The following is a 19,177-nucleotide window of genomic DNA, read 5'->3' on the forward strand; positions in this document are numbered from 1 at the left end:
CGAGGCAGGCCGACATGCGGACCCCGCACCCCCGGCCCCCCGTCTAAGATGCGCCCCATGAGTTACGGGCAGGGGGGACCCCAGTCTCAGTGGGATCCCTGGAAACCGCATTCCCAGCAGCCGTGGAACGACGGACCCGACGACGGGACCCCGGACTGGGCCGCGCTCGCCGAGGCCTCGGAGACGCGCAACAAACGCCGCAAGCTGCTGTTCATAGCGGGCGGCGTCCTGGCCACGGCCGCGATAGGCACCGCGGTCGCCATGGCCGTCGTCTCCGCGAACGGCGGCGACCCCCAGGCCGGGCCGAGCAGTCTGCCCGCGAGCGGCTCCCTGGGCTCCGGCAGCGCGACGCCGTCCTTCGCGCCGACCAGCGCCCCGCCGCCGCTGGACCCCAAGGACTTCATCTCCAGCGCCAAGAAGGACACCGCCCCGCTCAGCGCCGACACCCTCTTCCCGGGCAAGCAGCTGACCATGGGCGACGCCGTGTACAAGAAGGGCGACACGGCCGACACCTCGAAGTGCGCCTCCGCGACCGGCGGCACCCTGCCGTCGATCCTCACCGCCAACGGCTGCACCCGGCTGATCCGGGTGAGCTACGCCGACGCCAAGGGCGACATCGCGGTCACCGTCGGTGTGGCGGTCTTCGACGACGCGGCACAGGCCGCGAAGGTCAAGGCCCAGGCGGTCGGCAAGAAGAACCTCGTGCGGGCGCTGTCCGGCAAGGGCATCAAGCCGTTCTGCGACGCCGCGGTCTGCCGCACCACCACGAACGCCTACGGCCGCTACGCCTACTTCACCACCGGCGGCTTCACCGACGGCAAGGACGTCACCGACAAGAGCACGGACGCGTTCGCCGTAGGCAACGACCTGGCCCAGTTCACCGTGAACCAGATCCACCGCCGCGGACAGGCCCAGGCCTCGGCCGCCGCCAACCGGTAGCGCCGGCGGCCGGATGCCGCGGCTAGCGGCGCTTCAGCCGCAGCCGCAGCGGCACCACGGCCGACTCCAGCTGGGTGCGCAGCGTCATCTTGGAGACACCCTCGGTGCGCTCGGCGAAGCGGATCGGGACCTCCACGGCCGTATGCCCGGCCCGTACGGCCTTGTACTTCAGCTCCACCTGGAAGCTGTAGCCGGCGCTGTCCAGGGAGGCCAGGTCCACGTCCCGCAGGGTCGGGGCGGACCACAGGTTGAAGCCCGCCGTGATGTCCTGGATGTCGGTGCCGAGGACGGCGCGGGCGTACCGGTTGGCGAACCGGGACAGCAGCACGCGGTGCGCGGCCCACTCGTCGGCCAGGGAGCCGCCCTCGACGTACCGGCTGCCGACCACGAGGCCGGCGCCCGAGTCCAGGGCCGCCCGCAGCATCCGGGGCACGGCCTCCACCGGGTGGCTGCCGTCGGCGTCCATCTGGACGACGTACCCGGCGCCCTCCGCCAGCGCGGCGGACATCCCGGCCGTGTACGCCCGGCCCAGCCCGTCCTTCTCGGTGCGGTGCAGCACGCTCATCCGGGACCGGCCGTCGCCGTTGTACTTCTCGGCCAGTTCCTCGGCGAGCCGCCCGGTGCCGTCCGGGCTGGAGTCATCGACGATCTTCAGATGCAGCCCGTCGAGCGGCAGCCCGAGCACGGCCTCCGCCATGCCCGGCAGGTTCGCCGCCTCGTTGTACGTCGGCATCACCACGGTGATCCGCGGCTCGCTGTGCGCCATCACTTCCCCTCCCCCGCGGGCGCCGGCCGGCCCGGCGCCCGCAATCGCCAGCCCGCCGCGGCCCAGCGGTCCGCGTCGAGCACTCCCCGTCCGTCCACGATCCGCGGCCGGGCCACCAGCGCTCCGGCCCGCTCCGGGTCGATCTCCCGGAACTGCGGCCACTCGGTCAGATGCAGCACCAGATCGGCCCCGCGCAGCGCGTCCTCGGCCGTCAGGGCGTACCCGAGCAGCGGGAACGCCTTGCGGGCGTTGTCCATGGCCTCGGGGTCGTAGACGGTGACGTCGGCGCCCTCCAGGCGCAGCCGGGCCGCCACGCCCAGCGCGGGGGAGTCGCGGATGTCGTCGGAGCCGGGCTTGAAGGCGGCGCCGAGGACGGCGACCCGGGCGCCGAGCACGGAGCCGCCGCAGCTCTCGCGGGCCAGCTCCACCACCCGGTCCCGGCGCCGCATGTTGATCGCGTCCACCTCGCGCAGGAAGGCCAGGGAGACGCCCAGCTCGCCGGCGCGGTGCGCGAAGGCGCGGATGTCCTTGGGCAGGCAGCCGCCGCCGAAGCCGATCCCGGCGCGCAGGAACTTCGGTCCGATCCGGTCGTCGTGGCCGAGTGCCTCGGCGAGGGTGCCCACATCGCCGCCCGCCGCCTCGCAGACCTCGGCCATCGCGTTGATGAAGGAGATCTTGGTGGCGAGGAAGGCGTTGGCGGCCGTCTTGACCAGTTCGGCGGTCGGGAAGTCGGCGGTGACGAGCGGCGTGCCGGCGGCGAGGACCGGGGCGTACACGGCGCGCAGGATCGATTCGGCCCGGTCCGTCGCCACGCCGAACACCAGCCGGTCCGGCCGCAGCGTGTCCTCGACCGCGAAGCCCTCGCGCAGGAACTCCGGGTTCCAGGCGATCTCGGCGCGGTGCGTCGCCGCCAGCCGCTGCGCCGTGCCGACCGGCACGGTCGACTTGCCCACGAGCAGCGCGTCCGGCGCCGTGTGCGCGGCCAGGGCGGCGAAGGCCGCGTCGACGTGGGTCAGGTCGGCGGCGCCGGAGTCCCCGCGCTGCGGGGTGCCGACGCACACGAAGTGGACCTCGCCGAACGCGCCGGCCTCCGCGTAGGACGTGGTGAAGCGCAGCCGGCCGCTCGCGGTGTGCCGTGCGATCAGTTCGGCCAGGCCCGGCTCGTGGAAGGGCACCCGGCCGGCGCCGAGCGCGGCGACCTTGTCCGGGTCGACGTCGACGCCGAGCACCTCGTGGCCCAGCTCCGCCATGCAGGCGGCATGGGTGGCACCGAGATAGCCGGTGCCGATGACGGTGAGCCGCAAGAGAACGGCCTTTCTTGCTTCAGGTCCTGCCCGGCTGATGCGTCAGGAGGTCTTGATCCAGATGCGGTAGTGCCCGGTCCCGCTGGAGTTGCGGAAGGGAAGGTCCGCGAGCATCCGGTAGTGCGGGTTGCCCTTGACGGCGTCCGCGACGACGGCGTCCACCCGGGGGTTGGTGAGCCCGTCCAGGACGATCAGGTCGAACTCGCCGTCGCGCAGCGCGGCCCGGTAGGCCGTGTCACCGGAGTGGTACGCGCCCTTCTTGTCCGTGTACTCCAGGGCGAAGACGCCCTGCCACTGCCGGTGGCTGGTCTTCTGGCGCAGGTAGTACACGGGTACCTCGGGCGTCGAGGCCAGATAGCGGCCCTCGCGGTCCACATGGGAGTCGATGACCTGGATCATCTTCGAGGAGTCGGGCCAGACGCCGTAGCGCCAGTCCGCCTGCGAGATGCCGAGGCACAGGGTCGCCGTCCACACCATGATGCCGAGCTGGGGGTAGCGGAAGTGGGCGCCGATCAGCCGGGTCACGCCCACACCGGCCATCGGCGCGGCGAAGAGCAGGCCGAAGCCGACGTGCTTGAAGAGCGAGACCACGGTCCCCAGGTGCACCTGGTACGCGGGCGCGAGCAGGGCGGTGCCGCACAGTACGAGGCCGAGCAGCGCCCGCCAGCGCCAGCCGGGGTTGCCGAGCCGCTGGGCGGCCGGCGACTCGTTCATCCGGCTGCGCCGGACATAGGAGACGGCACCGCCGACGGCGGTGAGGAACATCAGCCCGCCCCACTCGGCCGACCGCTGGAGCAGGAAGGCGGTGCTGTCGGAGCCGTGGGCGCGGTCGGTGGTGGTCTGCCGCACACCGGCGAGCAGGTCGGTGGTGTACATGCCGGCCCCCAGGAGGGCGCCGATGCCGAGCGCGAGCAGCAGCATCCGTACGAACGCCCTGCTGCCCTTGTGCGGCCAGCCGGTGAGCAGCGCGAGCACCACGATGGTCGGCAGATAGAGGGCGGCGGCGTACTTCACACCGACGGCGAGGACGGCGACGGGCGCGGCCAGCAGCACGGCGGCCACCGGTGCCCGGTCGGTGCGGACCACGATCCAGGTGGCCAGGGCCAGCAGGAACACCGCGGCGGCGTCGTAGGTGGCGAAGTACCCCATGACGACGGTGGACTGCACGACGGCGAAGAGCGCCGCGCCGGCCAGCGCGGCCCGCTCGTTGAACAGCCGCCGGGTGAAGGAGTACAGCAGCGTGGTGGTGCCCAGCATGAAGGCCAGGCTCAGCAGCCGGGCGCCGGTGAGCCCGAAGCGGTCGTCCACGGCCGCCGCGAGCACCGGGTACAGCTGCGGCGAGCCGGAGAAGTACGCCGCGTAGTTGATCGGCAGCGGTGTGCCGTGCAGCAGATGCGCCAGCTCGGCGTGGCCGGCCGCCAGGTACAGGGCCTCGTCCTGGAACGCCGTGTTGGACAGGCGCAGCGAGAGCACCGCCTGGACGGCCAGGACGAACAGCAGCACGGCCCGGCTGACCCAGGCCCGCCGGCGGCTCGCGGCCATGTCCCAGCCGACCTCGGGGGTCTGCGGCACGTGGTACCCGGGCTCGGCCGGCGCGGCCGGCTCCGCCACCGTCCGCAGGGCGTACGTCGGCTGGTCGTCGGCCTGCTGGTACGGGTCGGCCTGCTGGTACGGGTAGGTCCGGGGGTCGTAGTCGTACCCCTGGGGGACGTCCCCCTGGGGTACGCCGTGGCCTTGGGGTACGCCGTGGCCCTGGGGCGTGTCGTACCCCTGAGGCGTGTCGTACCCCTGAGGGACGTCGTAGCCCTGGATCAGGTCGTAGCCCTGCGGCTGGCGCGGGACGTAGCCGTCGGAGTTGAACCAGCCGCCCCGCGGCTCCTCCTCGGCGTACGGGTCGTACGGCTGGGGTGTGTAGTGCTCGGGTCGGGAGGTCATGACGGCTTCCGTACGTCGAAGCCGAACCGGGGGTCGGCGGCCAGGCGCTTGAACTCCTTCAGCGCCAGCGGGCTCGCCTCCAGCCGCCAGTCGGCGCGCTTCTTGTGGTTGAACCAGACGAACCCGAGCATGTCGTCGTCCGCCGTGACGCCCGCGTACAGCCGGCGGACGTCGGCACGGCGCCGCTCGCCGGGCATGGCGGCGGTCTCCAGCAGCAGCATCGGCTTCTTGGTGAAGGTGCGGATCTGGTCGCGGGTGGGCCCGAAGACGCTGTCGAAGGCGTTGTCCTCACCGGTGGTGAAGTAGCCGATCAGGCCCACCCAGTCGACATAGGCGTCGCCCGGGTAGTACGGCGCGAGCCGCACGTCCCGGACCGGGTTGACGATGTTGGGCGACCAGGCCCAGATGACGTTGGTGGCGCCGGTGTCGACGAAGGTCTGGTGGATGTGCCGCCAGGCGGCCACGTACTGGGCCGGGGTCACGTCGTTCGTGCCCCACTTCTCCCAGTGCCCGTTGAACTCGTCCGCGAAGTCGATCACCACGGGCAGGTTCAGTCCGCGGACCGCCGCCGCGTACTCCTTGATGTACGGGTCGGACTTGCCCGCGGCGATGTCGGCGACCGGCGTGTCGAAGGGCTCCCAGGACATCAGCGTCAGGGCGCCCTCGGCCCAGGCGTTGCGCACCCCGGTGGCGTCGAAGCCGTCGCCCCAGCCGGCGTAGTACTCGACGAGGTTCGGCTGCTTGCCCACCCTCTTCGTGTACGCGTCCACGTTCTTCATCGAGGTCGGGGCGCCCGGCACGGCCACCCCGAAGTACTTCTTCGCCGGCTTCAGCAGGGGCGTGACGTCGTAGGGGATGTCCTTGCCGGTGCCCTTGGCCGGGTGCGAGGCCGCGGCGTGGCCGCCGGACCCGGGGGAACCGCCGTCGTCGTCGCCCAGCAGCGAGCAGCCGCCGAGCGCGAGGGCGCCGGCCAGGCAGCAGGCCAGAGCCAGAACGACCATGCGGAATCGTTCCTTCAGAGGCATCAGACGACCTCCGCCCCCGCGCGCGGCTGCACCAGCACCCGGCCCACGACCAGCGCGTAGAACAGCCCGGAGGACAGGATCAGGGCGAAGTCCGGGGCGTTCATGGTGAACGTCCGGTACACCGCGGCGGTGACCCAGATCAGCGCCGTGCCGCCGCTCCACGCCCACATCCCGATCCAGAAGCGCCGGGTCTTGTTCTTCTTGGCGCCGGAGGAGCCGGTCGGCTGCCAGCCCATGCGGTTCTTGCGCAGGATGTCCCAGATGGCGAAGACATGCGCCCAGCCGTACATCATGCGGGCCGCCCAGGCCTCCAGGCGGTACGGCGAGCGGTGCCACATCGGGAAGATGATCGTGGTGTAGAGGATGCTGGGCAGCACCAGGAGCAGATGCTCGACCTTGAGCTTCTCCGGCATCATCAGCAGCAGCACGATCGGGATGACCGGGGCCGCGAAGGTGAACAGCGCGGTGTGGATGTAGTAGAAGAACCCGGACATGTAGCACAGGCGGCTGGAGAACCTGATCTCGCGCTGCCAGAACTTCCGGCTGCCGAGCAGGCTCATCGAGCCCGAGCACCAGCGGTACTGCTGGTTGAAGAAGGCGCCCGCGCTGTCCGGGCACACCCCGGTGGACACCGCGACCGGCACATACCGCAGGTCCCAGCCGAGCCCGCGCAGATCGAACCCGGTGTGCACGTCCTCGGAGTGCTCGATCAGCGTGGTGCCGCCGTTGGTCTCCAGCGCCGCCCGCCGGTAGATCGCGCAGGAACCCACGCAGATGGCGCCGTCGCTGCCCTGCCGGGACACCTGCACGGAGCGGTAGAACAGCTCCTGCACCGCGCCCGCCCCGCGCTCGATCCAGTTCTGCGAGTCGAGCACCCGGAAGTACTGCGGGGACTGGACGATGCCGATCCGCGGATCGTCGTCCATGTACGGCAGCAGTTCCTCCAGCAGATCGGCGCGCGGAGTGAAGTCCGCGTCCAGGATGAGGATGAACTGGCCGTCGGACCGGCCGAAGCCGAAGTGCAGATTGCCGGCCTTCTTGAACCAGCCCCGGTTCTCCCGGGTGCCGTAGCGGAACCCGAAGTCCCGGGCCATCGCCGCCAGCTCCGGGCTCGCGCCGTCGTCGAGCACGAACGGCACGCAGACCCCGGGGTAGCGGTCGGCCATCGCCCGCACATGCCGCCAGGTGTTGTGCAGCACCTCGATGGGCTCCCCGCACACCGGCAGGAAGACGTCGACGGTCGGGTAGACCTCGGGCCGCCAGCTCTGCACCAGTTGCCGGTGCCGGGCGATGTCGAAGTCCCGGGTGAAGCCGTTCACCCGCAACGACACCAGGTAGTAGACGACCGTGAACACCAGCAGCGGCGTGTAGATCCACAGCACCGGCGTGGACTGCGCCAGCTTGAACTGGCTCAGCACCAGACAGCAGAAGCTGACCAGCGAGCTGATCGTCAGGATCCACAGGTGCCGGTGCGCGTAGGAGTACTTCTCCCGGTCCGACGGCGGGAGCGGCAGCAGGCCCAGCGCGGCCGTACCGCCACGTCCGGCCCGTCGCCGCCCACCGCTCTGGCGTGCCGCGCGACGCCCCCCGGCGCGCACGGGACCCACTGAAGTCATTCTGTTTGTCCAACCCCGGGCCGAACCGACCCGTCGACCCCCCAGCCAACCCCGGCCACCCCTGTCGAACTTTTGGCCGAGGGGCGCAACTGTATCCGGGATATATGAAACGTGTAAGATTCAATAAAGGGGGTTACGCCCGGTAAGTGGGCACATGGGGCCTAAGATGCGCGAAGTGGAACGTAACTAACAGGTTTCGCAGCCCGGCGATCCGGGAAGTGACCGCTTGCGCCGGGCCTCCAGGTTCCGGGCCGCGAGCAGCTCGTCGGCGGGGTAGCCGACCTCCTCCAGCGTCAGCCCGTGCGGCCGTACGACATGCACGGCGGAGTCCCGCACCCCCGCGGCCAGCACCTTCCCGGGCCACTCCGGCCCCCGGTGCCCGTCCCCGACGAACAGCAGCGCGCCGATCAGCGAGCGCACCATGTTGTGGCAGAACGCGTCCGCCCGGACGGTGGCGGTGATGACCCCGTCGGCGCCGCGGACCAGGCTCAGCTCCTGGAGCGTGCGGATCGTGGTCGCCCCCTCCCGCTTCTTGCAGTAGGCGGCGAAGTCGTGCTCCCCGAGGAGCGCCCGGGCGGCCTCGTTCATGGCGGCCACGTCCAGGGGCCAGTCGTGCCAGAGCACATGGCCGCGCAGCAGCGGGTCCACCCCGCCCGGGTTGTCGGTGACCCGGTAGGCGTAGCGCCGCCAGACCGCCGAGAACCGCGCGTTGAACCCGGCCGGCGCCTCGGTGAGCCGCCACACCCGCACGTCCTTCGACAGCCGTCCGGCCAGCCGCTTCAGCAGCTTCTCCCGGTGCTCCGCCCACAGCTCGGCCGGCAGATCGACATGCGCCACCTGGCCCCGGGCGTGCACACCGGCGTCGGTCCGCCCGGCCACGGTCAGCTCGTACGTCTCCTTCGACCGCGTCACCGTGCGCAGGGCGTCCTCGATCTCCCCCTGCACGGTCCGCTTGCCGCCGGCCTGCTTGGCCCAGCCGTGGAAGCCGGTGCCGTCGTAGGACAGGTCGAGGCGGATCCGGACGGAACCGGGCTGTACTTCGTCACTCACACAGAAATCCTCTCAGGGCGGTACCCGCCGGAAAGACGGGAAAGCGGGCCCGCCCCGAAGGGCGAACCCGCTTCCAGCGTCAGGCAGAGCCTCAGGCGTCCTTGGACTCCTCGGCCGGAGCCTCGGTCTCCTCGACCTTGGTCTCCTCGACCTTGGCCTGGTCGGCTTCCTTGACCGCACGCTTGGTGGCGGCCTCGGCCTCGCCGGTGGCCTGCTGCGCGACCGTCAGCGCCTCGACCAGCTCGATGACAGCCATGGGCGCGTTGTCGCCACGGCGGTTACCGATCTTGGTGATGCGGGTGTAGCCACCGGGACGGTTCTCGTAGCGCGGGCCGATCTCGGTGAAGAGCGTGTGGACGATGCTCTTGTCCGTGATCACCTGGAGCACCTGGCGGCGGTTGTGAAGGTCGCCCTTCTTCGCCTTGGTGACCAGACGCTCGGCGTACGGGCGCAGGCGACGGGCCTTCGCCTCGGTGGTGGTGATGCGGCCGTGCTCGAAGAGGCTCTTCGCGAGGTTCGCGAGGAGGAGCTTCTCGTGCGCGGCGCTGCCGCCCAGACGGGCACCCTTGGTGGGCTTCGGCATGGTGTTTCTCCTAGGTGTCTGCCCCGGCCGTATCAGGTACCGGAGTCAGTATCCGAGCGGGCGGTCGCCCGTCGGAGATCCAGGCCCCCGAAGGGGCCTGGAAGGGGCGCGGGGACCTGCGCGACCGGCCGCAGCCGGTCGGCGCAAGCAGTACGGCCTCCCCGCGGAGCACTCAGTACTGCTCGGTCTCCACGAAACCGGCGTCCGCGTCGTCGTCGGCGCCGAAGGCGTCGGCGGCGGCGGTCGGGTCGAATCCGGGCGGGCTGTCCTTGAGGGCCAGGCCCATGCCGGCCAGCTTCGCCTTGACCTCGTCGATGGACTTCGCACCGAAGTTGCGGATGTCCAGCAGGTCGGCCTCGGAGCGGGCGACGAGCTCACCCACGGAGTGGATGCCCTCGCGCTTGAGGCAGTTGTACGACCGAACGGTGAGCTCCAGCTCCTCGATCGGCAGCGCGAGATCGGCGGCCAGGGCGGCGTCCGTCGGGGACGGGCCCATGTCGATGCCCTCGGCGTCGATGTTCAGCTCGCGGGCGAGACCGAACAGCTCGACCAGGGTCTTGCCGGCCGACGCCATGGCGTCACGCGGACGCATGGCCTGCTTGGTCTCGACGTCGACGATCAGCTTGTCGAAGTCGGTGCGCTGCTCGACACGCGTGGCCTCGACCTTGTACGTGACCTTGAGAACCGGCGAGTAGATGGAGTCGACCGGGATACGGCCGATCTCCTGGCCCACCTGCTTGTTCTGCACGGCGGAGACATAGCCGCGACCGCGCTCGACGGTCAGCTCCATCTCCAGCTTGCCCTTGCCGTTGAGCGTGGCGAGGACCAGGTCGGGGTTGTGCACCTCGACGCCGGCCGGGGGCGCGATGTCGGCGGCGGTGACCAGACCCGGGCCCTGCTTGCGCAGGTACATCACGACCGGCTCGTCGTGCTCCGAGGAGACGACCAGCTGCTTGATGTTGAGGATCAGGTCGGTGACGTCCTCCTTGACGCCCGGCACGGTGGTGAACTCGTGCAGCACGCCGTCGATCCGGATGCTGGTGACAGCAGCGCCGGGGATCGAGGAGAGGAGGGTACGGCGGAGGGAGTTGCCGAGGGTGTAACCGAAGCCCGGCTCCAGCGGCTCGATCACGAACCGGGAGCGGAACTCGTCGACGACCTCTTCGGTCAACGAGGGACGCTGAGCGATCAGCATGTGTGGATCAGATCCTTCTTTCGTGGACGCCCGCTATTTGACGCCCGACGGAAACCGCGCCTGTGAGAAACGCGGGTATTGCAAGGGTACGGGCGGCACGACCCCAGAGAGCCGTACCGCCCGCGACCTACGACCTGCGCAGTGCGTCAGACGCGACGGCGCTTCGGCGGACGGCAGCCGTTGTGCGGGGTCGGGGTGACGTCCTGGATGGAGCCGACCTCGAGGCCCGTGGCCTGCAGGGAACGGATCGCGGTCTCACGACCGGCACCCGGGCCCTTCACGAACACGTCGACCCGGCGCATGCCGTGCTCCTGCGCGCGACGGGCAGCCGACTCGGCGGCCATCTGCGCGGCGAACGGCGTGGACTTCCGGGAACCCTTGAAGCCGACGTGGCCGGCGGAGGCCCAGGAGATCACGTTGCCGGTCGGGTCCGTGATGGAAACGATCGTGTTGTTGAACGTGCTCTTGATGTACGCGTGGCCGTGAGCGACGTTCTTCTTTTCCTTGCGGCGCACCTTCTTGACTGCGCCCTGACGTCCCTTGGGGGGCATCTACATACTCCTACGGAGGTGGTCGGTCCTACAGCGAAGACCGTGGACAGATGTCCGCTGCGGACTACTTCTTGCCCGGCTTCTTCTTGCCGGCGATGGCGCGACGCGGGCCCTTGCGGGTGCGGGCGTTGGTGCTGGTGCGCTGACCGCGGACGGGCAGACCGCGACGGTGACGGAGACCCTGGTAGCAGCCGATCTCGACCTTGCGGCGGATGTCGGCCTGGATCTCGCGACGGAGGTCACCCTCGGTCTTGATGTTGCTGTCGACGTACTCGCGGATCGCGACCAGCTGCTCTTCGCTCAGGTCACGGACGCGGGTGTTGGGGTCGACGCCGGTCGCAGCCAGCGTCTCCTTCGAGAGCGTCCGGCCGATGCCGAACACGTAGGTGAGGGCGACCTCCACGCGCTTTTCGCGCGGGATGTCAACACCGGAAACGCGTGCCATTCAATGGCTCCTGGTGAATCTTCGGAGGTCTTCCGCAGAGCCGGCTCCCGGCCGCCGTACTAGGTACGAACCGGGTCCCCGGCCTCCGAACCGGGGGTGTCGAGCTGGTCGGCTCGGGCTCTGCGTATGAACATATTCAGCTCGCGTCGCGCGAAACTCTGCGAAAGTGCAGAGGGTGATGGTCGTGCGTCAGCCCTGGCGCTGCTTGTGGCGCGGGTTCTCGCAGATGACCATGACCCGGCCGTGACGGCGGATCACCCTGCACTTGTCGCAGATCTTCTTGACGCTCGGCTTGACCTTCATGGGGTGAGGTTCTCCGGGTCAGTGCCATCGCACCGGGCGGGCCCGGGGCTAGGGCAAGATCTACTTGTACCGGTAGACGATCCGGCCACGCGTCAGGTCGTACGGAGAAAGCTCCACCACGACCCGGTCGTCAGGGAGGATACGGATGTAGTGCATACGCATCTTGCCGCTGATGTGTGCCAGGACCTGGTGGCCGTTCTGGAGCTCGACCTTGAACATGGCGTTCGGCAGAGACTCGACGACAGTGCCCTCGATCTCGATGGCACCTTGCTTCTTGGCCACGCTTCGCCCTTCGAATCGACTACCTTGATCGACTCTCAGGCTTACCCTGGGATTCCCTTGCGGGAGCATGCGGACATGCGGGTGCACGAGAGCCGACGAGTCAGTCTACGTCGGTGCACCCGGAAAGGCGAATCGGGGAAGTCTGCCCCGTACCGGCGATGCTCATGCCAGGGGATCGGGGGCGGCCTGCACGCCGTACTCGGCCAGCTTGGCCTTGCCGCCGTCGGGGGCCGTCAGGACCAGGGGGCCCTGGTCGGTCAGGGCGACCGAGTGCTCCCAGTGGGAGGACCAGGTGCCGTCGGTGGTGATGACCGTCCAGTCGTCTTCCAGGACCTCGGTGCGCGGGGTGCCGAGGGAGACCATCGGCTCGATCGCGAGGCAGAAGCCGGACACCAGCTTGGGGCCCTTGCCGCGGCGGCGTTCGACGTAGTTCAGCAGGTGCGGGTCCATGTGCATCTCGGTGCCGATGCCGTGGCCGCCGTAGTCCTCGATGATCCCGTACCGGCCGCCGCCCGGCTTCGGCTGGCGGCGGATGTACGTCTCGATGGCCCGGGAGATGTCGACCAGGCGGTTGCCCTGCTTCATGGCCGCGATGCCGGCCCACATCGATTCTTCCGTCACCCGGGACAGCTCGACCAGCTCCGGGGCGTGACCGGAGCCCACGAAGGCCGTGTAGGCGGCGTCGCCGTGCCAGCCGTCGATGATCGCGCCGCAGTCGATCGAGATGATGTCCCCGTCCTTGAGGACGACCTCGTCGGAGGGGATGCCGTGGACGACCACGTCGTTCACAGAGGTGCAGATGGTGGCCGGGAAGCCGCCGTAGCCCAGGAAGTTCGACTTCGCTCCGTGCTCGGCGAGGACCTTGCGGGCCACCTCGTCCAGGTCCCTGGTGGTCGCGCCCGGGACGGCGGCCTCCCGGGTGGCCGCGTGGATGGCGGCTACGACCAGGCCCGCCGCCCGCATCTTCGCGATCTGCTCGGGGGTCTTGATCTGCACCATGGGGGCCTGCGCTCTCCGTCACTCACGACTCGGGATACCTGTACAACACAGTACGGCCGCGGCACCCGGGAGGGCACCGCGGCCGGAAGGGCCGGAACCTACTGCTCGGCCTTCTCGCGCTTGAGGGCGTCCATGGCCCGCTGCGTGATCTCGGCCACCGGGCCCAGGGCGGAGATCGTCACGACCAGGCCCTGCGCCTTGTAGTAGTCGATGATCGGCTCGGTCTGCGTGTGGTAGACCTCGAGCCGCGTACGGACGGTCTCCTCGCGGTCGTCGTCCCGCTGGTACAGCTCGCCGCCGCAGACGTCGCAGACGCCCTCCTTCTGCGGCGGGTTGTACGTCACGTGGAAGACGTGCGACGAGTCGCGGCGGCAGATGCGCCGGCCCGCGATCCGCTTGACGACCTCGTCCTCCGGGACCTCCAGGTCCAGGACGGCGTCCAGCTTGATGCCCTCGGTCGTGAGCAGCTCGTCCAGCGCCTCGGCCTGCGAGACGTTCCGCGGGAAGCCGTCCAGCAGGAAGCCGTTCTCCGCGTCGGGCTGCTCCATGCGGTCCTTGGCCATCGCGATGGTCACCTCGTCGGGGACGAGGTTGCCGGCGTCCATGTAGGACTTCGCGAGCTTGCCCAGCTCGGTCTGCTGGCTGATGTTGGCCCGGAACAGGTCACCCGTGGAGATGTGCGGCACGCCCAGCTTCTCTGCGAGACGGACGGCCTGCGTTCCCTTACCGGCACCCGGCGGCCCGACGAGGACGATACGCATCAGCGGAGGAACCCTTCGTAATTGCGCTGCTGGAGCTGGCTCTCGATCTGCTTCACCGTCTCGAGGCCGACACCCACGATGATGAGGATGCTGGTCCCGCCGAACGGGAAGTTCTGGCTTGCTCCAAAGCCCACCAACGCCATTGTCGGCACGAGAGCGATCAGACCCAGATACAGCGAACCCGGCCAGGTGATCCGGTTGAGCACGTAGCTCAGGTACTCAGCGGTCGGTCGGCCAGCCCGGATGCCCGGGATGAAGCCACCATACTTCTTCATGTTGTCGGCTACTTCCTCGGGGTTGAAGGAGATAGCGACGTAGAAGAACGCGAAGAAAACGATGAGCAAGAAGTACGTAACGATGTAAATCGGGTGGTCGCCCTTGGTCAGGTTCTGCTCGACCCAGGTCTTCCAGCCCGACTTGCCTCCCGCGAACTGCGCCACGAGTGCCGGAATGTAGAGCAGCGACGAGGCGAAGATGACGGGAATCACACCCGCCTGGTTCACCTTGAGCGGGATGTACGTGGACGTACCGCCGTAGGAACGGCGCCCGATCATGCGCTTCGCGTACTGCACCGGGATGCGGCGCTGGGCCTGCTCGACGAAGACCACGAGCGCGACCATGATCAGCCCGACGGCGATGACGGTGCCGAACTCGATCCAGCCGCCGGCCAGGGTGCCCGACTTCTTGATGGCCCACAGGGCGGACGGGAAGGTCGCGGCGATCGAGATGAACATCAGGATCGACATGCCGTTGCCGATGCCGCGGTCGGTGATCAGCTCACCGAGCCACATCACGACGGCCGTACCGGCGGTCATGCAGATGACCATCGTGATGGTCGTGAAGATCGCCTGGTCCGGAACGATGCTCGTGGCGACCGAGCAGCCGTTGAAGAGCGCGCCGCTGCGGGCGGTGGCGACCAGACCGGTGCCCTGGAGGATGGCGAGCGCCACGGTGAGATAACGCGTGTACTGCGTGATCTTCGCCGTGCCGGCCTGGCCCTCCTTCTTCAGGGCTTCCAGGCGCGGGATGACCACGGTCAGCAGCTGAAGGATGATGCTGGCCGTGATGTACGGCATGATGCCGAGCGCGAAGACCGTGATCTGCAGCAGCGCGCCGCCACTGAACATGTTCACGAGGCCGAACAGGCCCTGGTTGCCCGACGCCTCGGTGACACACTTCTGGACGGCCTGGTAGTTGACGCCGGGGATCGGAATGTGGGTACCGACTCGGTAGACCACGATGATGCCCAGCGTGAAGAGCAGCTTCTTGCGCAGGTCGGGCGTCCTGAACGCCCGGGCGAACGCGGTGAGCACGGTGCCTCCTGCGACCCCCGCGCAACTGCGTCAAGGGTGACGGTCTGAGGTTCGACGAATACGAATAAGTACAGTGCAGGCCACCTTACCGGCGACACTGCCCCCCTTGGAACGACCAACCGGGGATACCTCATTGTGAGGTATCCCCGGTCGGGACCGTTTACGTCATCGAGGCGTCGTCCGAAGGACTCAGACGAGCTCGGTGACCGTACCGCCGGCGGCGGTGATCTTCTCCTTGGCGGAGCCGGAGACGGCGTCGACCGTCACCTGCAGCGCCACGGAGATCTCGCCCTGGCCGAGGACCTTGACGAGGCTGTTCTTGCGAACGGCACCCTTGGCCACCAGACCCTCGACGGTGACCTCGCCACCCTCGGGGTAGAGCGAGGCCAGCTTGTCGAGGTTCACGACCTGGAACTCGGTCTTGAACGGGTTCTTGAAGCCCTTCAGCTTCGGAAGACGCATGTGGAGGGGCATCTGGCCACCCTCGAAGCGCTCCGGAACCTGGTAACGAGCCTTCGTACCCTTGGTACCACGACCGGCCGTCTTACCCTTCGACGCCTCACCACGACCCACACGGGTCTTGGCGGTCTTGGCGCCCGGGGCGGGACGGAGGTTGTGGATCTTGAGCGGGTTCTGCTCCGCCATGATCAGTCGACCTCCTCGACCGTCACGAGGTGGCGGACGGTGTGCACCATTCCGCGGAACTCGGGGCGGTCCTCCTTGACGACCTGCGTGTTGATGCCCTTGAGACCAAGGGAACGCAGGGTGTCACGGTGGTTCTGCTTGCTGCCGATGTAGGACTTGACCTGCGTGATCTTGAGCTGAGCCATCACGCACCCGCCCCGGCACGCGCACGCAGCAGAGCGGCGGGAGCGACGTCCTCGAGAGGCAGACCACGGCGGGCCGCGACCTCCTCCGGACGCTGCAGGCCCTTCAGGGCCGCCACGGTGGCGTGCACGATGTTGATCGCGTTGTCGGAGCCGAGCGACTTCGACAGGATGTCGTGGATACCGGCGCACTCGAGCACGGCGCGCACCGGACCACCGGCGATAACACCGGTACCCGGGGACGCGGGCTTGAGCAGCACGACGCCGGCAGCCTTCTCACCCTGGATCGGGTGCGGGATGGTGCCCTGGATACGGGGGACCTTGAAGAAGTGCTTCTTGGCCTCCTCAACACCCTTGGCGATGGCGGCCGGCACCTCCTTGGCCTTGCCGTAACCGACACCCACGGTGCCGTCACCGTCGCCCACCACGACCAGCGCGGTGAAGCTGAAGCGACGACCACCCTTCACAACCTTGGCGACGCGGTTGATCGCGACAACGCGCTCAACGTACGCGGTCTTCTCGGCGGCAGCAGCGCCGCCGTCACGGCCCTTCCGGTCCCGCCGCTCGCCGCCACCGGCACCGCCACCGCGGCGCTGGGGTCCAGCCATTGGAATTACCTCTCTCTTTTTCCGCTAGCTACGGCAGGCTCAGAACTTGAGCCCGGCTTCGCGGGCGGCGTCCGCCAGGGCGGCGATGCGCCCGGCGTACTGGTTGCCACCTCGGTCGAACACGACAGCCTCGACGCCGGCGGCCTTGGCACGCTCGGCGACCAGGGCGCCGACCTGCTTGGCCTGCGCGGACTTGTCGCCCTCGCCACCGCGCACGGACGCGTCCAGAGTGGACGCGGACGCCAGGGTGTGGCCCTTGAGGTCGTCGATCACCTGCGCCACGATGTGGCGGTTGGAGCGGGTCACGACCAGACGGGGGCGCTCCGCCGTACCGGAAAGGTTCTTGCGGATCCGGATGTGACGGCGCTTGATCGCGGCGCGCTTGTAGGCGTCGCCCTTGAGGATCTTCTGCCCGTATGCCATGGCTTACTTACCCGCCTTTCCGACCTTGCGGCGGATGACTTCGCCCTCGTACTTGACGCCCTTGGCCTTGTACGGGTCAGGCTTGCGCAGCTTGCGGATGTTGGCCGCAACCTCGCCGACCTTCTGCTTGTCGATGCCCTCGACCGAGAACCGGGTGGGGGCCTCCACCTTGAAGGTGATGCCCTCGGGGGCCTCGACGATGATCGGGTGGCTGTAACCGAGAGCGAACTCGAGGTTCGAACCCTTGGCGGTCACGCGGTAACCGACACCACTGATCTCGAGCTTCTTCACGTAACCCTGGGTCACGCCGGTGATCATGTTCGCCACCAGCGTGCGGGACAGGCCGTGCAGGGCCTTGTTCTGACGCTCGTCGTTCGGGCGCGTCACCTGAAGGGTGCCGTCCTCGCCCTTAGCGATGTCGATCGGCGCGACGACGGTGTGGGTCAGCGAGCCCTTGGGGCCCTTGACCGAGACCGTACGGCCGTCGATGGTGACGTCCACGCCGGCGGGAACCGTGATGGGGAGCTTGCCAATACGCGACATAGCTGTTTCCTCCGTTCCCTTCCGCTACCAGACGTAGGCGAGGACTTCCCCACCCACGCCCTTCTTGCCGGCCTGCTTGTCGGTGAGGAGCCCGTGCGACGTGGAGATGATCGCCACGCCCAGGCCGCCGAGCACCTTCGGCAGGTTGGTGGACTTCGCGTACACCCGGAGACCGGGCTTGGAGATCCGCTTGATGCCCGCGATGGAGCGCTCACGGTTCGGGCCGAACTTCAGCTCGAGAACGAGGTTCTTACCGACCTCGGCGTCCTCGACCTTCCAGCCCGTGATGAAGCCCTCCTGCTGGAGGATCTCCGCGATGTGAGACTTGATCTTCGATGCCGGCATCGTCACGGAGTCGTGGTATGCCGAGTTCGCGTTCCGCAGACGCGTAAGCATGTCTGCGATCGGATCAGTCATGGTCATGAATTGGCCTTCGGCCTCTCTCGCCGGGGTTTCCTGGTGCGCCATCCCTCTCCCCGATCCGAGACGGGACGGGTGCGGCGCGGTGGACCTACGGCGTAGTAAGTCGTACGGGCGCGGCAGACGCCCAACCCCGCAAGCCTACGGCATGCGGAGAAGGGCCTCTGCCGACCCAGATGCTTACCGAGAGCTTCCGGAATCCCCTGTTACAGGGATTACCAGGAGCTCTTGGTCACGCCCGGCAGCTCGCCACGGTGAGCCATCTCACGAAGGCACACGCGGCAGAGGCCGAACTTGCGGTACACGGAGTGCGGACGGCCGCAGCGCTGGCAGCGGGTGTAGCCACGCACACCGAACTTGGGCTTGCGAGCAGCCTTAGCGATCAGAGCCTTCTTCGCCATCTCGCTCACGCCTCCTTGAACGGGAAGCCGAGGTGACGAAGGAGCGCGCGGCCCTCAGCGTCGTTGGTCGCCGTGGTGACCACGGTGATGTCCATACCCCGGACACGGTCGATCTTGTCCTGGTCGATCTCGTGGAACATGACCTGCTCCGTGAGACCGAAGGTGTAGTTGCCACGGCCGTCGAACTGCTTGGGGGACAGGCCGCGGAAGTCGCGGATGCGCGGCAGCGCGAGCGACAGGGTGCGGTCCAGGAACTCCCACATGCGGTCGCCACGGAGCGTGACGTGGGCACCGATCGGCTGGCCCTCACGCAGCTTGAACTGCGCGATGGACTTACGGGCCTTGGTGACCTGCGGCTTCTGGCCGGTGATCGTGGTGAGGTCGCGGATGGCGCCCTCGATCAGCTTGGAGTCGCGGGCGGCGTCGCCCACACCCATGTTGACCACGATCTTGACGAGGCCGGGGATCTGCATGACGTTCTCGTACTTGAACTCGTCACGCAGCTTGCCCGCGATCTCCTCGCGGTACTTCGTCTTCAGACGCGGAGTGGTGGTGGTAGCCATCAGATGTCCTCACCCGTCCGCTTGGCAACGCGGATCTTGTTGCCTTCGTCGTCGAAGCGGTAACCGACGCGGGTCACGACCTTGTTGCCGTCCTTCTCAACGACCAGCTGGACGTTGGAGACGTGGATCGGCGCCTCGGTGGTGACGATGCCGCCCGCCTGCGAACCGCTGGCGGTCGGGCCGGCCTTGGTGTGCTTCTTGACCCGGTTGACACCCTCGACCAGGACGCGGTCCTCGCGGGGGTAGGCCGCGATGACCTTGCCCTGCTTGCCCTTGTCCTTACCGGTGATGACCTGGACCAGGTCGCCCTTCTTGATCTTCATGC

Annotated in this window: 25 protein-coding genes; 1 reads left to right on the forward strand and 24 read right to left on the reverse strand. The window is 68.5% G+C overall.

What is annotated here, in order from left to right; genetic code table 11:
• Positions 1-57: 57 nt before the first annotated feature.
• On the forward strand, positions 58-939 hold the full coding sequence (locus ACF073_RS03390; RefSeq protein WP_392066443.1) for a hypothetical protein: 882 nt from the start codon (positions 58-60) through the stop codon (positions 937-939).
• Between the two features lie 22 nt (positions 940-961).
• Here ACF073_RS03390 and ACF073_RS03395 read toward each other — a convergent pair whose 3' ends face one another.
• The 24 genes from ACF073_RS03395 to rplX form a co-directional block, all read right to left on the reverse strand.
• A complete protein-coding gene (locus ACF073_RS03395; RefSeq protein ID WP_392066445.1) occupies positions 962-1,705 on the reverse strand; it encodes a polyprenol monophosphomannose synthase in 744 nt (247 codons plus the stop codon).
• On the reverse strand, positions 1,705-3,009 hold the full coding sequence (locus tag ACF073_RS03400; protein ID WP_392066447.1) for a UDP-glucose dehydrogenase family protein: 1,305 nt from the start codon (positions 3,007-3,009) through the stop codon (positions 1,705-1,707). The genes ACF073_RS03395 and ACF073_RS03400 overlap by 1 nt, the downstream gene beginning before the upstream one ends.
• Positions 3,010-3,051: 42 nt before the next feature.
• Positions 3,052-4,944: a glycosyltransferase family 39 protein gene (locus tag ACF073_RS03405; protein ID WP_392066449.1), complete on the reverse strand. Its 1,893-nt coding sequence runs from the start codon at positions 4,942-4,944 to the stop codon at positions 3,052-3,054.
• The gene (locus ACF073_RS03410) at positions 4,941-5,969 is read right to left on the reverse strand and encodes a glycoside hydrolase family 26 protein (protein WP_392066451.1); all 1,029 of its coding nucleotides are present in this window, start codon (positions 5,967-5,969) and stop codon (positions 4,941-4,943) included. The genes ACF073_RS03405 and ACF073_RS03410 overlap by 4 nt, the downstream gene beginning before the upstream one ends.
• A complete protein-coding gene (locus ACF073_RS03415; protein ID WP_392066872.1) occupies positions 5,969-7,387 on the reverse strand; it encodes a glycosyltransferase family 2 protein in 1,419 nt (472 codons plus the stop codon). Before ACF073_RS03415 ends, ACF073_RS03410 begins: the two co-directional genes overlap by 1 nt.
• Positions 7,388-7,771: 384 nt before the next feature.
• Positions 7,772-8,635 carry a tRNA pseudouridine(38-40) synthase TruA gene (gene truA / locus ACF073_RS03420; protein WP_392066453.1) on the reverse strand — a complete coding sequence of 288 codons (864 nt, stop codon included), beginning with the start codon at positions 8,633-8,635 and terminating at the stop codon, positions 7,772-7,774.
• Between the two features lie 91 nt (positions 8,636-8,726).
• Complete coding sequence (gene rplQ / locus ACF073_RS03425; protein WP_392066454.1) at positions 8,727-9,218, reverse strand: 50S ribosomal protein L17; 492 nt, start codon at positions 9,216-9,218, stop codon at positions 8,727-8,729.
• A 172-nt stretch (positions 9,219-9,390) separates the two neighbouring features.
• Positions 9,391-10,413 carry a DNA-directed RNA polymerase subunit alpha gene (locus ACF073_RS03430; protein ID WP_003966937.1) on the reverse strand — a complete coding sequence of 341 codons (1,023 nt, stop codon included), beginning with the start codon at positions 10,411-10,413 and terminating at the stop codon, positions 9,391-9,393.
• A gap of 146 nt (positions 10,414-10,559) precedes the next feature.
• Positions 10,560-10,964, reverse strand: coding sequence for a 30S ribosomal protein S11 (gene rpsK, locus ACF073_RS03435; RefSeq protein WP_392066456.1), 405 nt, complete (start codon positions 10,962-10,964; stop codon positions 10,560-10,562).
• A 64-nt stretch (positions 10,965-11,028) separates the two neighbouring features.
• Entirely contained in the window at positions 11,029-11,409 is a 381-nt protein-coding gene (gene rpsM / locus ACF073_RS03440) for a 30S ribosomal protein S13 (RefSeq protein ID WP_037657579.1), read from the reverse strand.
• A 189-nt stretch (positions 11,410-11,598) separates the two neighbouring features.
• Positions 11,599-11,712: a 50S ribosomal protein L36 gene (gene rpmJ, locus ACF073_RS03445; protein ID WP_003998809.1), complete on the reverse strand. Its 114-nt coding sequence runs from the start codon at positions 11,710-11,712 to the stop codon at positions 11,599-11,601.
• Positions 11,713-11,772: 60 nt separating this feature from the next.
• Entirely contained in the window at positions 11,773-11,994 is a 222-nt protein-coding gene (infA, locus tag ACF073_RS03450; protein ID WP_003948620.1) for a translation initiation factor IF-1, read from the reverse strand.
• 162 nt (positions 11,995-12,156) lie between these two features.
• Positions 12,157-12,993, reverse strand: coding sequence for a type I methionyl aminopeptidase (gene map / locus ACF073_RS03455; RefSeq protein WP_392066459.1), 837 nt, complete (start codon positions 12,991-12,993; stop codon positions 12,157-12,159).
• A gap of 98 nt (positions 12,994-13,091) precedes the next feature.
• Positions 13,092-13,754 carry an adenylate kinase gene (locus ACF073_RS03460; protein ID WP_392066461.1) on the reverse strand — a complete coding sequence of 221 codons (663 nt, stop codon included), beginning with the start codon at positions 13,752-13,754 and terminating at the stop codon, positions 13,092-13,094.
• On the reverse strand, positions 13,754-15,067 hold the full coding sequence (gene secY, locus ACF073_RS03465; protein ID WP_392066463.1) for a preprotein translocase subunit SecY: 1,314 nt from the start codon (positions 15,065-15,067) through the stop codon (positions 13,754-13,756). Before secY ends, ACF073_RS03460 begins: the two co-directional genes overlap by 1 nt.
• Before the next feature lie 189 nt (positions 15,068-15,256).
• Entirely contained in the window at positions 15,257-15,712 is a 456-nt protein-coding gene (rplO, locus tag ACF073_RS03470) for a 50S ribosomal protein L15 (protein ID WP_030967302.1), read from the reverse strand.
• Positions 15,713-15,714: 2 nt separating this feature from the next.
• Positions 15,715-15,897, reverse strand: coding sequence for a 50S ribosomal protein L30 (rpmD, locus tag ACF073_RS03475; RefSeq protein WP_003974250.1), 183 nt, complete (start codon positions 15,895-15,897; stop codon positions 15,715-15,717).
• Positions 15,897-16,502: a 30S ribosomal protein S5 gene (gene rpsE, locus ACF073_RS03480; protein WP_007494753.1), complete on the reverse strand. Its 606-nt coding sequence runs from the start codon at positions 16,500-16,502 to the stop codon at positions 15,897-15,899. The genes rpmD and rpsE overlap by 1 nt, the downstream gene beginning before the upstream one ends.
• A gap of 39 nt (positions 16,503-16,541) precedes the next feature.
• A complete protein-coding gene (rplR, locus tag ACF073_RS03485) occupies positions 16,542-16,925 on the reverse strand; it encodes a 50S ribosomal protein L18 (RefSeq protein WP_053661883.1) in 384 nt (127 codons plus the stop codon).
• A 3-nt stretch (positions 16,926-16,928) separates the two neighbouring features.
• Complete coding sequence (gene rplF / locus ACF073_RS03490; protein WP_392066467.1) at positions 16,929-17,468, reverse strand: 50S ribosomal protein L6; 540 nt, start codon at positions 17,466-17,468, stop codon at positions 16,929-16,931.
• 24 nt (positions 17,469-17,492) lie between these two features.
• Positions 17,493-17,891: a 30S ribosomal protein S8 gene (gene rpsH, locus ACF073_RS03495; RefSeq protein WP_007384075.1), complete on the reverse strand. Its 399-nt coding sequence runs from the start codon at positions 17,889-17,891 to the stop codon at positions 17,493-17,495.
• 212 nt (positions 17,892-18,103) lie between these two features.
• Complete coding sequence (locus ACF073_RS03500; RefSeq protein WP_003948630.1) at positions 18,104-18,289, reverse strand: type Z 30S ribosomal protein S14; 186 nt, start codon at positions 18,287-18,289, stop codon at positions 18,104-18,106.
• A gap of 5 nt (positions 18,290-18,294) precedes the next feature.
• Positions 18,295-18,852: a 50S ribosomal protein L5 gene (gene rplE, locus ACF073_RS03505; protein WP_158923772.1), complete on the reverse strand. Its 558-nt coding sequence runs from the start codon at positions 18,850-18,852 to the stop codon at positions 18,295-18,297.
• A complete protein-coding gene (gene rplX, locus ACF073_RS03510) occupies positions 18,852-19,175 on the reverse strand; it encodes a 50S ribosomal protein L24 (protein ID WP_310764877.1) in 324 nt (107 codons plus the stop codon). The genes rplE and rplX overlap by 1 nt, the downstream gene beginning before the upstream one ends.
• Positions 19,176-19,177: the final 2 nt, after the last annotated feature.

The organism is Streptomyces sp. NPDC015171 (assembly GCF_043079545.1).
GTDB lineage: Bacteria > Actinomycetota > Actinomycetes > Streptomycetales > Streptomycetaceae > Streptomyces.

Bases quoted from the DNA above. Each gene is read 5' to 3' on its own strand.
- ACF073_RS03410 (WP_392066451.1), bottom strand. From the start codon at position 5,969: ATGCCTCTGAAGGAACGATTCCGCATGGTCGTTCTGGCTCTGGCCTGC.
- rplO (WP_030967302.1), bottom strand. From the start codon at position 15,712: ATGGCGGAGCAGAACCCGCTCAAGATCCACAACCTCCGTCCCGCCCCG.
- ACF073_RS03390 (WP_392066443.1), top strand. From the start codon at position 58: ATGAGTTACGGGCAGGGGGGACCCCAGTCTCAGTGGGATCCCTGGAAA.
- rpsM (WP_037657579.1), bottom strand. From the start codon at position 11,409: ATGGCACGCGTTTCCGGTGTTGACATCCCGCGCGAAAAGCGCGTGGAG.
- ACF073_RS03460 (WP_392066461.1), bottom strand. From the start codon at position 13,754: ATGCGTATCGTCCTCGTCGGGCCGCCGGGTGCCGGTAAGGGAACGCAG.
- rpsE (WP_007494753.1), bottom strand. From the start codon at position 16,502: ATGGCTGGACCCCAGCGCCGCGGTGGCGGTGCCGGTGGCGGCGAGCGG.
- rplX (WP_310764877.1), bottom strand. From the start codon at position 19,175: ATGAAGATCAAGAAGGGCGACCTGGTCCAGGTCATCACCGGTAAGGAC.
- rpsH (WP_007384075.1), bottom strand. From the start codon at position 17,891: ATGACCATGACTGATCCGATCGCAGACATGCTTACGCGTCTGCGGAAC.
- rplR (WP_053661883.1), bottom strand. From the start codon at position 16,925: ATGGCATACGGGCAGAAGATCCTCAAGGGCGACGCCTACAAGCGCGCC.
- map (WP_392066459.1), bottom strand. From the start codon at position 12,993: ATGGTGCAGATCAAGACCCCCGAGCAGATCGCGAAGATGCGGGCGGCG.
- ACF073_RS03500 (WP_003948630.1), bottom strand. From the start codon at position 18,289: ATGGCGAAGAAGGCTCTGATCGCTAAGGCTGCTCGCAAGCCCAAGTTC.
- rplE (WP_158923772.1), bottom strand. From the start codon at position 18,852: ATGGCTACCACCACCACTCCGCGTCTGAAGACGAAGTACCGCGAGGAG.
- rpmD (WP_003974250.1), bottom strand. From the start codon at position 15,897: ATGGCTCAGCTCAAGATCACGCAGGTCAAGTCCTACATCGGCAGCAAG.
- ACF073_RS03405 (WP_392066449.1), bottom strand. From the start codon at position 4,944: ATGACCTCCCGACCCGAGCACTACACACCCCAGCCGTACGACCCGTAC.
- ACF073_RS03430 (WP_003966937.1), bottom strand. From the start codon at position 10,413: ATGCTGATCGCTCAGCGTCCCTCGTTGACCGAAGAGGTCGTCGACGAG.
- rpsK (WP_392066456.1), bottom strand. From the start codon at position 10,964: ATGCCCCCCAAGGGACGTCAGGGCGCAGTCAAGAAGGTGCGCCGCAAG.
- rplQ (WP_392066454.1), bottom strand. From the start codon at position 9,218: ATGCCGAAGCCCACCAAGGGTGCCCGTCTGGGCGGCAGCGCCGCGCAC.
- rplF (WP_392066467.1), bottom strand. From the start codon at position 17,468: ATGTCGCGTATTGGCAAGCTCCCCATCACGGTTCCCGCCGGCGTGGAC.
- ACF073_RS03395 (WP_392066445.1), bottom strand. From the start codon at position 1,705: ATGGCGCACAGCGAGCCGCGGATCACCGTGGTGATGCCGACGTACAAC.
- rpmJ (WP_003998809.1), bottom strand. From the start codon at position 11,712: ATGAAGGTCAAGCCGAGCGTCAAGAAGATCTGCGACAAGTGCAGGGTG.